Genomic DNA, 15,390 nt, shown 5'->3' with positions numbered 1-15,390 from the left:
GCTTTTTAGAAGTTAATGCTTTAAAATCAGTTCTATTGAAAAAGAATACTCTTAAATATAGTTTTTTTCTCACGCTTTTTTTCTTTTTGATAGCTTGTTCTACCAAGAATAATACTTTTGTGAACAGAAATTCTCATGCATTAAGCACAAAATATAACATTTTGTATAATGGAGGAGTTGGTTTGGAAAAAGGATTACTTTCAATTCAGGCCAATAACCAGGATAATTTCTGGAAACTTCTTCCGATTGAAAAAATGCAGTTTGATGAAAATTTCTCAGAAGGGGAAAAAGCCAAAAATGCTGATTTCGAAAAAGCAGAAACAAAAGCGACAAAGGCGATTCAGAAACACTCCATGAATATTGGTGGAAGAGAAAGAAACTACCAAATCGATGAAGCATATTTAATGCTTGGAAAAGCGAGATATTATGATCAGCGTTTTATTCCGGCATTAGAAGCCTTCAATTATATTCTTTATAAATACCCAAACAGCAGTAATATTTACACAGCAAAAATCTGGCGCGAAAAAACCAATATGCGTTTAGGAAATGATGCAATTGTAATTAAGAATATTAATCTTTTATTAAAAAAAACCGATTTAAATAAGCAAACATTTTCTGATGCCAATGCCTTATTGGCCGAAGCTTTCCTGAATTTAGAAGAAAGGGACAGCGCCGTTGCCAAACTAAGGATTGCTGAGGAATATTCGAGAATAAACGAAGATCGCGCCCGATATAAATTTATACTCGGACAAATGTATCAGGAAGCCGGCAAAAAAGACAGCGCTGCATATTATTATGATGGTGTAATCGATATGAACCGTAAAGCCGACAGAAAATACATGATGCATGCTTATGCAAAAAAAGCTCAAATGTATGATTATGAAAATGGTAATGACACCATTTTTTTAAAGACCTATAATAAGTTAGTTGCAGATCGTGAAAACCGTCCTTATTATGATGTGCTTTTTTATGAAATGGGAGTTTTCTATGATAAAAAGAAGGACAAGGAAAACGCAATGAAATTCTACAATAAGTCTTTGGGCAGAAAATCTAAAGATCCTTATTTAATGGCTTCGGCATATCGAAATATTGGAAATATGTATTTTAAAAATACAGATTATACAATGGCTGCCAAATATTATGACAGTACATTGACCAAGTTAGATCCAAAAACAAGAGAATATACTTTTATTGAAAAAAACAGAAAAAATCTCGACAACGTTATTAAATACGAAGCAATTGCAAAACGCAATGACAGTATTATTAAAGTATACGGATTACCGGATTCTGAAAGAAAAATTTATTTTGAAAGTTATATAGCAGAACTTAAAAAGAAAGACGAAGCGAAACGAATTCAGGAAGAAAAGGAAAAAGAGAAAATGGCCAATATTGACCGAAACACAAATGCTTCGAACGCGCCGGCAGCAATAAATCCAAACTCATTAGGAAAGCCTGCAGGACTTGATGACGGAATCCGGCCTCCATCTGGAAATGACGCAGCGAGTACATTCTATTTTTATAACCCAACGACGGTTGCTTATGGAAAACTGCAGTTTAAAAAAATGTGGGGTAACAGAACTCTTGGCGGAAACTGGAGATTATCTGCAATAAAATCTGTAAACGATGCCGCAATGCTCAATGATAGTCTAAATCAGGTAGACGCAAATAAAGTAACAGATACAGTTGTTGTTGAAAAATATACAACGGCTTTTTATGAAAAACAGCTTCCAAAAACAAAACAAGCAATTGATAGTATTGGTACAGAACGCAATTTTGCGTATTATCAGCTAGGTCTTATATATAAGGAAAAATTTAAAGAATATACTTTAGCAAGCGACAAGCTGGAGCAGTTATTAAAAAATAACCCAGAAGAAAAACTGGTATTGCCAGCGATGTACAATTTGTATAAAATATACCAAATAACAAATCCGGAAAAAGCAGCCAGAATAAAATCGGATATAACGGTGAATTATCCAACTTCAAGATATGCCCAGATTTTAAACAATGCAAATTCAGAAGATATAGCATCGCCGGAAAAAGAATATCAAAAATGGTATAAACTTTATCAGGAAGAAAAATTTGATGTTGTTCTGGATAATATTGACAATTTAATCAATCAATATTCCGGAGATGATATCGTTTCGAAATATGAATTATTAAAAGCAAATACTTTAGGAAAAGTAAACGGATTAGAAGCCTATAAAAAAGGATTAGAAAATGTAGCGGATAATTACCCTAACAGTGACGAAGGTAAAAATGCCAGAGAGATTCTTGAAAAACAAGTTCCGGCTTTAGAAAGATTAAATTTTACAACAGCAGACAATAAAAACTGGAAAATTTTATATTTAGTTCCAAATAACGATTCTAAAACGCTTAAACAAATTGAAGAAGCTATTAGAGTATTTTTGTTAGTCGAAAATTTTGAAAGATTAACAACATCCTTTGATAAATACAATAGAACAGAAAGTTTTGTGGCTATTCATGGTTTAAAATCGGAAGCATATGCCAGAGATGTTGCCGGAGTTTTAAAAGATGACAAAAAATATAAAATTGCACATCCTTCAATAATTATGTCAACTGATAATTACAAAGTGGTTCAAATTAAAAAGAATCTCGACGCCTACCTCGCCCCAAAAAACCCATAATATAATGTTTGACAAAGTAAAAAAAAACGGAACAGAACTTTTAGGAAAAACAAACCGAATTGTTGAAGGAACTTCTATTGTAGGAGACATTGTCTCAAAAGCTGATTTTAGACTTGATGGAGAATTGATTGGAAATTTTACATCGCAGGGAAAATTGGTCATTGGAGCAACAGGCGTTGTAAAAGGAGAAATCATTTGTAACCACGCTGATATTGAAGGAGAATTTCATGGAAAAATTAAAGTACTTGAAGTTCTTAATATTAAAGCAGCTGCAAAAATTCACGGCGAAGTTGCTGTTGGAAAACTTTCTATAGAACCAGGCGCAGATTTTACAGCAACATGTACAATGCTTGCACATTCGAATCAGGTAATAATGTTAGAAGATGGAAAAGGAACCGAATAAGAACCAAAGAAATAAATGGATAGCACTCATTAATATTCCCATACAAATGGGTGTTATTATTTTTCTGTTTTCTTATTTAGGAAGCTGGCTTGACGAAAATCACCCGAGTGATAAAGTGTACTATAACAAGATACTGGTTATGGTTGGTGTTGCACTGGCTTTATATAATGTGATCCGGCAGGTAAACGAAATCAATAAAAAGTAATTTAAGTTTAAAAACGACTAGAAATAAATATTGCATCTTTGCAAAAAGATTATTTAAGATGTTTTTAAAAAATTACAAACTCCTTCTTTATTTATTTACCCTTGCCATTGCTTCCTTTGTTTTGCATAAAGGAGCATTTTTACTTTTGAATATTAACGATGAAAATTTTCACTACAGCTTAGAATTACTGTATTTGATTTTTCTGTTTTTTTCTACCTTAATATTAATAGTTATATTAAAGTTTAAAAAAGACAAATTCGACAGTATCGGAATGTTTTTTATGGGCGGTACTTTTCTCAAAATGTTTTTCCTTTATGCATTTTTGAAGCCGATTTTATCAGATAAGATTCATAACGTCTCTGTTGAAAAAATCAATTTTTTTATAACATTTATTTTGTTTTTGTTATTTGAGACGATTTTAACTGCCCGATTACTAAATGAAAAGCGTTAAAATTGCGATATTGTAAAACAAGGTTCAAAAATAATTTTTCATATCCTTTTGAATATTAATAAAAAATGTACCTTTGCACCAAATTTTAGAAACTTAAAAAAATAAGATTTTCCACGATATGGTGATTTCAAACAAACCACTCAGATTTATTCTTGCAGCTTTAGTAGCTTGTCTTCCACTAATGAGCTTTTCAAATACAGAAAAGGACTCAGCGCATGTTCAAACTGAAGCAGTCCATGAAGGTGCTGCAGAAGGGCAGCATGCTGAGCCGACAGATGTTAAATCTAAGATTAAAGCATTTATTGGTCACCACGTTTTAGATTCTCATGATTTTACTTTATTTCAGGATGATGAAACGGGTAAACATTATGGTTTTCCATTACCAGTAATTCTTTGGGATAATGGACTTCATATTTTTTCTTCTTCAAAATTTCACCACGGTCACGAAGCAGCAGAATCAAATGGAAATTTTTACGCTATCAATCATCACGATGGTAAAATTTACAGAACAGATGCTTCTGGAAAAATCACAGAAGATGAAGCTACAGGTCATCCAACAAATGTTCGTCCGTTAGACTTTTCAATTACAAAAACGGTACTTTCTATTATGGCTGCCGCTTTATTAATGTTTTGGTTATTTACAAGCCTGGCAAAATCATATGCTAAAAACGGAGGGATTTCTTCTGGAGTTGGAAGATTTTTTGAACCATTAGTTCTTTTTATCCGTGATGATGTTGCTATTCCAAACATTGGAGAAAAGCATTATAAAAAATACATGAGCTATTTGTTAACTATCTTTTTCTTTGTACTGTTTTTAAATATCTTTGGTTTAACACCACTTGGTATTAATGCAACAGGAAACTTCACAGTTACATTTTCTTTAGCAATTATTACTTTCTTAATAACAAATATTTCAGCAAACAAAAATTACTGGGGTCACATTTTCTGGATGCCGGGAGTTCCAAAACCAATGAGAATTATTTTGGCGCCAATTGAGTTATTAGGAGTTTTTATTAAACCTTTCTCATTAATGATTCGTTTGTACGCAAATATTTTTGCAGGTCATATCGTATTAATGAGTATCATCGGATTAATGTTTATCTTTAAAAGCTGGATTGGAAGTTCATTATCTTTCGGATTATCATTTGTACTTTCTATACTAGAGATTTTAGTAGCATTTTTACAAGCCTATATTTTTACAATGCTGTCTGCACTTTATTTTGGTTCGGCAGTAGAAGAGCACCACCACGAAGAGGAAGGGCATCATTAATATTAGATTTCAGAATGTAGTTTTCAGATAATCAATCTAAAACCTAAATTCTAAAATCGACAATCAAATTTGAATGTTTAATTTTTAATATATATTTATATGAACGGTTTAAATTTCATAGGAGCAGGATTAATCGTAATCGGAGCAGCATTAGGAATTGGTAGAATCGGTGGTTCAGCAATGGACGCTATCGCTCGTCAGCCAGAAGCTTCAGGAAAAATCCAAACAGCTATGCTTATCGCAGCTGCACTTATTGAAGGTATTGGTTTCGCAGCGTTATTCGCAGCTTAATTAAAACACAAAAAACAATAGTTACAACGGTTGGTTGTAACTATTGTTTAAATTAAAACATTGAAATTGCTTTACGGCAGTTGAGTTAGACAAAAAATAAAATTTATAATCATATATAATGGATAAGTTAATAAATCAGTTTGAGTTCGGTTTGTTCTTTTGGCAAGTATTAATATTTGTTGGATTAATATTTTTGTTGAAAAAATTTGCCTGGAAACCTATTCTTGACGCAGTAAATACAAGAGAGCAAGGTATTAAAGATGCATTACTTTCTGCTGAAAATGCAAGACAGGAAATGGAAAATCTTCAGGCAGATAATCAAAGAATTTTAAACGAAGCTCGTGCAGAACGTGATGCTATGCTAAAAGAAGCTCGCGAAATGAAAGAGAAAATGATTGCTGATTCTAAAAACGAAGCACAGGCTCAAGGTCAAAAAATGATCGAACAGGCTAAAGCTGCAATCGAAAGCGAAAAGAATGCTGCTATGGCTGAATTGAAATCTCAGGTTTCAACTCTTTCATTGAGTATTGCTGAAAAATTATTGAAAGAAGAATTATCTAACAAAGAATCTCAAACTAAATTAGTAGAGAAAATGTTAGGTGACGTAAAGTTAAACTAAAATTATGGCAAGTACAAGAGCAGCAATTCGTTATGCAAAAGCAATTCTAGACTTAGCAAACTCTAAAGGTGTTGCCGAAGCTGTCAATAACGATATGAAATCAATTGCTTCTGCAATTGAAACCAATGAAGAATTGAGTACATTTATCGAAAACCCAACAACAACGGTAGAGATAAAACAAAGTGCTCTTTTAGAAGTTTTCAGTAGTGTAAATGATGTAACAAAAGGTTTATTTCGTTTATTATTTGAAAATAAAAGATTTGAAATTTTAGCAGCAATTGCATCAGAATATACTAAAGTATACGATGAAAGCAATGGAGTTGAAACAGCAAAAGTTACAACTGCAGTTCCTATGGATGCAGCTTTGGAAGCTAAAGTTTTAGCTAAAATCGCAACTCTGTCAGATAAAAAAATTACAATTGAAAATGTTGTAGATCCTTCCATTATTGGCGGATTTATTTTAAGAATAGGTGACAAGCAATATAATGCTTCTGTTGCAAACAGATTACAAGTATTAAAAAGAGAGTTAAGTAATTAGTTTTTATAACACAAAAAAGTGTCTAAATTATAAATTAAGATGGCGGAAATCAAACCTGCTGAAATTTCAGCAATATTAAGAAAGCAAGTAGAAGGTTTTGAATCTGGTGCTACGCTAGAGGAAGTAGGAACAGTACTTCAAGTTGGAGACGGTATTGCTCGTGTTTACGGGCTGTCTAATGTACAATATGGTGAGTTAGTAGAATTTGATAACGGTATGGAAGGTATCGTATTGAATCTTGAAGAAGATAATGTTGGGGTTGTGCTTTTAGGACCATCTACTGGACTTAAAGAAGGATCTACTGCAAAAAGAACTCAACGTATTGCTTCTCTTAAAGTAGGTGAGCAAATGGTAGGACGTGTAGTTAACACACTTGGTTTTCCAATTGATGGAAAAGGGCCAATTGGTGGAGAACTATATGAAATGCCTTTAGAAAGAAAAGCGCCTGGTGTTGTATTTCGTCAGCCAGTAACTGAACCATTACAAACAGGAGTAAAAGCAGTTGATGCTATGATCCCTGTAGGTCGTGGACAACGTGAGCTTGTAATTGGTGACCGTCAAACAGGTAAATCAACTGTTTGTATCGATACAATCTTAAATCAAAAAGAATTTTACGATGCAGGAAAACCTGTATTCTGTATATATGTTGCAATTGGACAAAAAGCTTCAACTGTAGCAGGAATCGCAAAAATGTTAGAAGAAAAAGGAGCAATGGCTTATACAGTTATCGTTGCTGCTAATGCTTCTGATCCAGCTCCAATGCAAGTTTATGCTCCTTTCGCAGGTGCTGCAATTGGAGAATATTTCAGAGATTCTGGTCGTCCGGCACTTATCGTTTATGATGATTTATCTAAACAAGCTGTTGCTTACCGTGAGGTTTCTCTTTTATTAAGAAGACCACCGGGACGTGAGGCATATCCTGGAGACGTTTTCTACTTACACTCTCGTTTATTAGAGCGTGCTTGTAAAGTAATTGCTGATGACGGAATTGCTAAAAACATGAACGACTTACCAGAGTCTATCAAACCTATCGTAAAAGGTGGAGGTTCATTAACTGCTTTACCAATTATCGAAACTCAGGCTGGTGACGTTTCTGCCTATATCCCAACAAACGTAATCTCTATTACAGATGGTCAGATTTTCCTTGATGGAGATTTGTTCAACTCAGGAGTTCGTCCTGCGATTAACGTAGGTATTTCTGTATCTCGTGTTGGAGGTAATGCTCAGATTAAATCAATGAAAAAAGTTTCAGGAACTTTAAAATTAGATCAGGCTCAATTCCGTGAATTAGAAGCTTTCGCTAAATTTGGTTCTGACTTAGATTCTGTTACCTTAAACGTAATTGAAAAAGGAAAAAGAAACGTTGAAATCTTGAAACAAGGTCTAAATGATCCTTATACAGTTGAAAACCAAGTTGCAATTATCTACGCTGGTTCTAAAAACTTATTAAGAAACGTTCCTGTAGAAAAAGTAAAAGAATTTGAAGCTGATTTCTTAGCTTACTTAAACACTAAGCATAAAGATACGCTTAACGCGTTGAAAGCTGGTAAATTAGACGACTCTATTACTGACGTTATCGAAAAAGCAGCAAAAGAAATTTCAGCAAAATATAACTAATAAGATAATTGTTAAATTAGATAATTAGAAAATGTTTAATCATTATTCTAATTATCTAATTTTCAAATTGTCACATTTTCTAATTAATAGATGGCAAATTTAAAGGAAATCCGTAATAGAATTACTTCCGTTTCATCGACGATGCAGATTACATCGGCTATGAAAATGGTTTCTGCAGCAAAGCTTAAGAAAGCACAAGATGCAATCACTGCGATGCGCCCTTATGCCGAGAAATTAACGGAGTTATTGCAAAATTTATCTGCTACACTTGAAGGTGAAGTAGGAGGAGATTACACAACTCAACGTGAAGTAAAAAAAGTGTTGCTTGTTGCTATAACTTCAAACAGAGGTTTATGTGGTGCATTCAATTCAAATGTTATTAAAGAAGTTAAGAATCGTACAGATTTTTATGCAGGGAAACAAGTTGATGTTTTTGCTATTGGTAAAAAAGGAAATGATGTTTTGACTAAAACACATAAAGTTCACGGTCACCATAATGCAATTTTTGATCATTTAACTTTTGAAAATGTTGCCGGAATTGCAGATAATTTGACTGAAAGATTTTTAGCCGGAGAATATGACAGAATTGAATTAATTTACAATCAGTTTAAAAACGCTGCTACGCAAATTGTTCAAACAGAGCAATTTCTGCCATTAGCGCCAATTAAATCTGATGTGTCAGTTTCTGCAGGAGATTATATTTTCGAACCTTCAAAAGAAGAAATTGTTTTGACTTTAATTCCAAAGTCTTTAAAAACACAATTATACAAAGGTATTAGAGATTCTTTTGCTTCAGAACACGGAGCACGTATGACAGCAATGCACAAAGCAACTGATAACGCTACAGAATTGAGAAACCAATTAAAATTAACTTACAACAAAGCTCGTCAGGCAGCTATTACAAACGAAATTTTAGAGATCGTTGGTGGTGCTGAAGCTTTAAATGGATAGTCAATTTTAATGATATAAAAAAAAATAGCCGACAAATATTTGTCGGCTATTTTTTTTTGGAAGTTTTCTTTTTTAAGAATGTCTATAAACAAGAAAATTTATAAAATGGTGATTCTCAATTTACCCAAAAACTGAGAATCCATACCATTTTATAAAATTATTGACACAGATTTTATCACTCTGTAGCTTTGTCTTTTATGGGAACAAACTAGCTTTATCAATCCCAATGCTCTGTTTTTTTAAGGGTTACATTTCAGCAGAATCAATCCCTGTGCTTTGTCTTTTATGGGAACAAACTAGCTTTATTAGTCCCAATGCTCTGTTTTTATTAGGGTTACAATACAGCAGAATCAATCCCTTGTGCTTTGTCTTTTATGGGAACAAACAAGCTTTATCAGTCCCAGTGCTTCCTTTTTTATAAGGGTTGTATTTAGCTTTCTCAATCCCTGTGAAACAAATTTAGGAAAACACTGAAGAAAAATAGTTACATAATTTTCTGCCTTAATTTATATATTTCACATGTGACTATCTGTTAATTATATAACTTCTACAAAAAGATTACGTATTTTTGAGTTCTATTTCAATCAAAATGGCTTTACAGGTACGAGAATTAACAACAATAGAAGAAATGCTGATGCAGATTGATACCATCAGATTTCTATATCCAAATATTTCTTCAGAAAAATATCAATCATTTCTTGTAGAAATGTTACCTCATAATTATATACAGATTGGTGTTTTTGAAAATGATATTTGCTTGGGAATTACAGGCTGTTGGTCAGCTACAAAATTATGGACCGGGAAATATCTTGAAATCGATAATTTTGTAGTAAATCCGGAATATCGATCTAAAGGAATTGGAAAAATGCTGACTAGTTATATAGAACAAAAAGCACAGCATTTAGGATGCAGCAGTATTGTTCTGGATGCATTTACAGGAAATTTTGGTGCACATCGATTTTATTACAACCAGGGTTATTATCCAAAAGGGTTTCATTTTGTAAAAGTTTTAGATGAAAATAAATTTACAAGATAAAATTCTCACTAACTTTTTTTATTGAACCTTCAAAATCTCTAATAAACCAAAGAATTGGTTATTTTTGTTTCACGAACTTTATTATGAATTATTTTGGGATTATATAAAAATCTATTCAAGCAAACTGCGATTTATGGACTGGCAACCGTTTTACCACGAATGCTCAGTTTTTTATTGGTCAGATTATATACAGGTATTTTACCAACGGCAGAATACGGAGAAGTTTCAATTGTTTTGTCTTGGATGGTGTTCTTTAACGTAGTTCTTTCTTACGGAATGGAAACGGCTTTTTTTAGATTTTACAGTGCCGAAGAAGACAAGAAGAATGTTATAGCTACTTCGACAATATCTATATTTTGGTCCTCTATTGGATTTTTATTTGCAGCTTTAATTTTTAGAAATACATTAGCAAATTGGGCAGAAGTTGATGCGCAGTATATTACGTATTCGGTTTGGATTTTAGTTTTAGACGCACTGGTTTTGGTTCCGTTTTCAAAATTAAGAGCAAATCAGCGCCCTATGGTTTACGCCGCAATCAAAATTGGGAATGTTGTGATCAATTTAATATTGAATATTTTCTTTTTAATGTATCTCCCAAAATTGGCCGCATCAAATCCTAATTCTGTGTGGGATAATTTATATGTAGAAAATTTTCAGATTGCTTATATTTTCATCGCCAATCTTCTGGCAAGTTTAGCAACATTTATAGTTCTTTCTCCCAATTATCTTTCGCTTGGACGAAAATTCGATCCCGTACTTTGGAAAAAAATGATGAAATACGGACTTCCAATTTTAGTGGCCGGACTTGCATTTGCAGTTAACGAACATTTTGATAAAATCTTACTGGGATATTTACTTCCGGAAAATCTTGCAAAATCTGAAGTTGGGGCTTATTCTGCTTGTTACAAACTAGGATTATTTATGGTTTTGTTTGCAACAGCTTTCAGATTAGGAATTGAACCTTTCTTTTTCAGTCATGCAAAAAATGAAAATGCGCCGCAGACGTATGCCGTTATTACAAAATATTTTGTGATTTTAGGTTCTTTAATTTTATTAGGAGTAATCGTTTTTGCAGACATTCTGAAATATCTTTTGCTTGACAATAAATCTTATTGGGAAGCCATGAAAGTAGTGCCGTTAATTATTCTGGCAAATTTCTTTTTAGGGATCTACAATAACTTATCAGTTTGGTATAAGTTAACAGACAAAACAAAAATTGGAGCTTATATTTCAATTGTTGGTGCAATTGTAACCTTGGTTTTAAATTATTTTTTAATTCCGAAATACAGTTATTATGGTTCTGCAATTGCAACAATTTCTGCATATGGAAGCATGATGTTAATATCATATGTTTTAGGGAATAAATTTTATCCGATACCTTATGATATGAATAAAATTTCAGCTTATTTAGGAATTTCCATTTTATTTTCTGCTATTTCATTTTATGGATTCAGAGAAAATTATTTCGTTGGAATTCCGTTATTATTAGGCTTTATGTACTTTGTTTATCACAACGAAAAAGACACAATCAAAGGAATAATGAATAGAAAGTAATTGTGCTTTTTTAATCTTTTATAATAAAAATGAAAATACAAATTATCAATAAATCACAACACGATTTACCAAATTACGAAACTATAGCTTCTGCAGGAATGGATTTGCGTGCCAATATTACAGAGCCAATTACGTTAAAACCTTTAGAAAGAACAATCGTAAAAACTGGTCTTTTTATTGAATTACCAATTGGTTACGAGGCACAGGTAAGGCCAAGAAGCGGATTGGCAGCAAAAAAAGGAGTAACAGTTTTGAATTCTCCAGGGACTGTCGATGCTGATTACAGAGGAGAAATAGGTGTTATTTTAGTTAATTTATCAAATGAAGAATTTGTAATCGAAAACGGTGAAAGAATAGCACAATTAATTATTGCCAAACACGAAAGAGCAGAGTGGATTGAAGTGGAAGAACTTACTGAAACATCAAGAGGAGCAGGCGGATTTGGAAGTACAGGAGTGAAATAATTCAGTCGCAGTTTTCAGTTTTTACTGTACTTAAAATAATTAAATTTTCGTAAATATTTACGGATTTTGTATTTAAAACTTGAACTAACCAAACAGAAGATTTTCATCTTCACATATAAAATAGAATTACATGAAAATAATCGTTCCAATGGCGGGTCGCGGATCAAGACTTCGTCCACATACATTAACAGTTCCAAAACCATTAATTCCAGTTGCAGGAAAATCAATAGTTCACCGTTTAGTTGAAGATATTGCCAAAATATTAAAACAGCCAATCGAAGAAGTTGCCTTTATTCTTGGAGATGAAGCATTTTTTGGAGATGATGTTGTCGAGAGTTTACAGGATTTGGCAAAAGGTTTAGGAGCAAAAGCTTCAATTTACCGTCAGGATTTACCTTTAGGAACAGGTCATGCCATTATGTGTGCAAAAGATTCTTTATCTGGTCCTGCTGTTATCGCTTACGCGGATACTTTAATCAGAGCTGACTTTGAACTTGACCCTTCTGCAGATGCTGTAATCTGGGTAAAACAAGTAGATCAGCCGGAAGCTTTTGGAGTTGTAAAACTTAATCAGAATAACGAAATTATAGAATTGGTTGAAAAACCAAAAGAGTTTGTCAGTGATCTTGCTGTCATCGGAATTTATTATTTCAAAGAAGTAGGAGATCTTAAAAAAGAACTTCAGGGCGTTTTAGATAATAATATTCAAAACGGAGGAGAATATCAAATCAACGACGGAATTAAAGCCATGATGGCGAACGGAAAAGTTTTTAAAACCGGAAGTGTAGACGAATGGATGGACTGCGGAAACAAAGATGTTACCGTAGAAACGAACTCCAGAATGCTTGGGTTTTTGCATAACGACGGAGAGCATTTGGTAGATTACAATGTAACTTTAGAAAACGCAACAATTATTCCGCCATGTTATATTGGAGAAAATGTTGTGCTGAAAAACACAACAGTCGGACCAAATGTTTCTGTTGGAAAAGGCTGCCAGATAATTGACAGTTCTATTAAAAATAGCTTAATACAGACTTATTCTCAAATAAAAAATGCTAACTTAGATAATGCAATGATAGGAAATCATGTTAGTTATGATGGTAAGTTTACAAGTATCAGCATTGGAGATTATTCAGTTTTAGAATAAAAACCGATTCATTTTTGAATAAAATGAAATCATAAAAAAGGATGAAAAAAGGTATTTTGATAATTTTATTTTTTGCTTTATTCAGCAATTCAGCTTCGGTTTCTGCACAAACAGAACCGGAAGATATTGCTTTGGCACCAGATGATTATCAGGATGCTTTTTACGAATCTTTGAAACAAAAAGGAATCGAAAATTATGATAAAGCCATAGCTTCGTTAGAAAAATGTATTAAAATAAAACCTTCTGATGCTGTCGCTTATTTTGAAGTTGGAAAAAATTATCTGGCGCTGAAAGAATATCAAAATGCCCAAAACGCTTTTGAAAAAGCCACGCAGTTAAATCCAAAAAATAAATGGTATTGGTTAGGTATTTACGATGTAAGTTATGAAACCAAAAATTATCCGCTTGCGATAGAAACGATTCAGAAAATTATTGTTTTTGACGAAGAATATAAAGACGATTTAATATCGTTATATATGCTTACAAATCAATATGATAAAGCACTTACAGCGATTAATGAAATGAATGATAAATTCGGCAAATCTGAAGATCGGGATCGTTATAAAATGCAGATTTTATCACAAGGGAAATATCAAAATGCCGAGATTTCAAATTTGATTGATCAGATTAAAAAGAATCCGAAAGAAGAATCCAATTATGTAAATCTGATTTTTTTATACTCAAAATCGGAAGAAACAGACAAAGCTCTTGATGTTGCAAAACAGTTAGCGAAGGAAATTCCAAATTCTGAATGGGCGCAGGTTAGTCTTTTTAAAGGATATTTAGACGCAAATCAGACAGATAAAGCAATTAAGTCGATGAATGTTATTTTGTCAAGTTCAAAAATTGATTCAAAAATAAAGCACCGTACTTTAAATGAATTTTTGATTTATGTCAATAAAAATCCACAGTACGCTGCGGATCTTGAAAAAGCCATTTCATATTTTGACAACGATAAAGAGGTTGATGTTGCAAAAGAAATTGGAAAATTTTATCACAGCAAAAACCAATTTGAAAATGCCATTAAATATTACGAAAAAGATTTAATGACCAATTCAGATACAGATCGCGAAACTAATCTGCTTTTGCTCGATGCTTACGCTCTGGCAAAACAATTTGCGCCAATGACAAAAAGAGCCATGACTATGATTGAAGTTTATCCGAGTCAGCCTCAATTTTATTACTATGCAGGATTGGGCAGTAATCAGCTTCAGCAATTTAAAAATGCAAAAACCGTTTTAGAAATGGGATTAGATTATGTTGTTGACGACAAAAAATTAGAAGCAAATTTTAATATTCAACTTGGAGAGGCGTATAATGGATTAGGAGATGCTAAGAAAAAAGAGGAATACTTTTTGAAGGCAAATGAATTATTAAAACAAAAGAAGTAAGGAGAACATACGATGAAAAAATATATTATAATCGCAGTAATGTCAGTTTTTGTGATTTCTTGTAAATCAAAAGCCGTTGCTGTACAGAACAATGCGGCAACTGAAGTTATCGCTAAAAAAGACAACAAAGCAATAGAGAAACATTACGAAAACAAACTGGATTTTTCGACCTTATATATTAAAGCAAGTGCAAAATATACTGATGAGAAACAAAGTCAAAATGTTACGGCAGAGATAAGAATCGAAAAAGACAAACAAATTTTAATAAGCGTTCGTTTTTTAGGAATAACAATGGCAAAAGCTTTAATAACACCAACAGCCGTAAGTTATTACGAAAAAATAAACAGCACATATTATGAAGGAGATTTTAGCAGTTTGAGCAAATGGCTCGGAACTGAATTGGACTATAATAAAGTACAAAATTTACTTATTGGAGAAGCCTTCGACGATTTACGAAAAGGAAATTACACGCAGACCATTGTAGAGAATCTTTTTAAATTAGAAGATGAAAAAGATCAAAATATCAAAAAAGCATTTTATCTGGATCCTGAAAAATATTTAGTACAAAAAGAAGAAATTTCTCAGCCGTCTGAAAACAGAAAATTAGAAATCAATTATGCTGATGCTAAAACATTCAATCAGGGAACGATTCCAACAACGCTGATAATTAATGCAGTTCAGCCAAAAGGAACAACCAATATTAATTTGAATTATAATAATATTTCATTCAACGAAGAACTTTCTTTTCCGTATAGTGTGCCGGGCGGTTATAAAAAAGTTTTAATTAAGTAAATTTGCAAAAAGAAAA

Annotated in this window: 16 protein-coding genes; all 16 read left to right on the top strand. The window is 32.7% G+C overall.

Going from position 1 to position 15,390, the window contains the following annotated elements:
* Window positions 1–35 precede the first annotated feature (35 nt).
* Window positions 36–2,645: a tetratricopeptide repeat protein gene (locus ASE21_RS06740; RefSeq protein WP_057121839.1), complete on the top strand. Its 2,610-nt coding sequence runs from the start codon at window positions 36–38 to the stop codon at window positions 2,643–2,645.
* A 4-nt stretch (window positions 2,646–2,649) separates the two neighbouring features.
* Entirely contained in the window at window positions 2,650–3,048 is a 399-nt protein-coding gene (locus ASE21_RS06735; RefSeq protein ID WP_057121838.1) for a polymer-forming cytoskeletal protein, read from the top strand.
* Window positions 3,029–3,253 (top strand): AtpZ/AtpI family protein, encoded by a 225-nt coding sequence (locus ASE21_RS06730; protein WP_057121837.1) that lies wholly within the window; start codon window positions 3,029–3,031, stop codon window positions 3,251–3,253. The genes ASE21_RS06735 and ASE21_RS06730 overlap by 20 nt, the downstream gene beginning before the upstream one ends.
* 58 nt (window positions 3,254–3,311) lie before the next feature.
* Window positions 3,312–3,704 carry a DUF6168 family protein gene (locus tag ASE21_RS22230; RefSeq protein ID WP_057121836.1) on the top strand — a complete coding sequence of 131 codons (393 nt, stop codon included), beginning with the start codon at window positions 3,312–3,314 and terminating at the stop codon, window positions 3,702–3,704.
* A 118-nt stretch (window positions 3,705–3,822) separates the two neighbouring features.
* Window positions 3,823–4,974: a F0F1 ATP synthase subunit A gene (atpB, locus tag ASE21_RS06720; RefSeq protein ID WP_057121835.1), complete on the top strand. Its 1,152-nt coding sequence runs from the start codon at window positions 3,823–3,825 to the stop codon at window positions 4,972–4,974.
* Between the two features lie 99 nt (window positions 4,975–5,073).
* Window positions 5,074–5,265, top strand: a complete 192-nt coding sequence (gene atpE, locus ASE21_RS06715) for an ATP synthase F0 subunit C (protein ID WP_053472986.1) — start codon at window positions 5,074–5,076, stop codon at window positions 5,263–5,265.
* A 118-nt stretch (window positions 5,266–5,383) separates the two neighbouring features.
* Complete coding sequence (locus tag ASE21_RS06710) at window positions 5,384–5,884, top strand: F0F1 ATP synthase subunit B (protein ID WP_057121834.1); 501 nt, start codon at window positions 5,384–5,386, stop codon at window positions 5,882–5,884.
* A 4-nt stretch (window positions 5,885–5,888) separates the two neighbouring features.
* Window positions 5,889–6,422, top strand: coding sequence for an ATP synthase F1 subunit delta (gene atpH / locus ASE21_RS06705; RefSeq protein WP_057121833.1), 534 nt, complete (start codon window positions 5,889–5,891; stop codon window positions 6,420–6,422).
* Window positions 6,423–6,461: 39 nt separating this feature from the next.
* Complete coding sequence (atpA, locus tag ASE21_RS06700; protein WP_057121832.1) at window positions 6,462–8,039, top strand: F0F1 ATP synthase subunit alpha; 1,578 nt, start codon at window positions 6,462–6,464, stop codon at window positions 8,037–8,039.
* Between the two features lie 90 nt (window positions 8,040–8,129).
* On the top strand, window positions 8,130–8,990 hold the full coding sequence (gene atpG / locus ASE21_RS06695) for an ATP synthase F1 subunit gamma (protein WP_057121831.1): 861 nt from the start codon (window positions 8,130–8,132) through the stop codon (window positions 8,988–8,990).
* A gap of 589 nt (window positions 8,991–9,579) precedes the next feature.
* A complete protein-coding gene (locus ASE21_RS06690; RefSeq protein ID WP_057121830.1) occupies window positions 9,580–10,026 on the top strand; it encodes a GNAT family N-acetyltransferase in 447 nt (148 codons plus the stop codon).
* Window positions 10,027–10,119: 93 nt separating this feature from the next.
* A complete protein-coding gene (locus ASE21_RS06685; RefSeq protein ID WP_057121829.1) occupies window positions 10,120–11,580 on the top strand; it encodes a lipopolysaccharide biosynthesis protein in 1,461 nt (486 codons plus the stop codon).
* A 29-nt stretch (window positions 11,581–11,609) separates the two neighbouring features.
* Window positions 11,610–12,044, top strand: a complete 435-nt coding sequence (gene dut / locus ASE21_RS06680) for a dUTP diphosphatase (protein WP_053472973.1) — start codon at window positions 11,610–11,612, stop codon at window positions 12,042–12,044.
* Between the two features lie 130 nt (window positions 12,045–12,174).
* Window positions 12,175–13,191 (top strand): sugar phosphate nucleotidyltransferase, encoded by a 1,017-nt coding sequence (locus tag ASE21_RS06675; RefSeq protein WP_057121828.1) that lies wholly within the window; start codon window positions 12,175–12,177, stop codon window positions 13,189–13,191.
* 41 nt (window positions 13,192–13,232) lie between these two features.
* Window positions 13,233–14,582: a tetratricopeptide repeat protein gene (locus tag ASE21_RS06670; protein ID WP_057121827.1), complete on the top strand. Its 1,350-nt coding sequence runs from the start codon at window positions 13,233–13,235 to the stop codon at window positions 14,580–14,582.
* A gap of 12 nt (window positions 14,583–14,594) precedes the next feature.
* A complete protein-coding gene (locus tag ASE21_RS06665; protein WP_057121826.1) occupies window positions 14,595–15,374 on the top strand; it encodes a DUF4292 domain-containing protein in 780 nt (259 codons plus the stop codon).
* Window positions 15,375–15,390 lie beyond the last annotated feature (16 nt).

The sequence above is a fragment of the Flavobacterium sp. Root901 genome (assembly GCF_001429765.1).
Lineage (GTDB): Bacteria > Bacteroidota > Bacteroidia > Flavobacteriales > Flavobacteriaceae > Flavobacterium.
The sequence above is the reverse complement of the archived record's forward strand: the minus strand, read 5'-3'. Positions and strand labels throughout refer to the sequence as shown.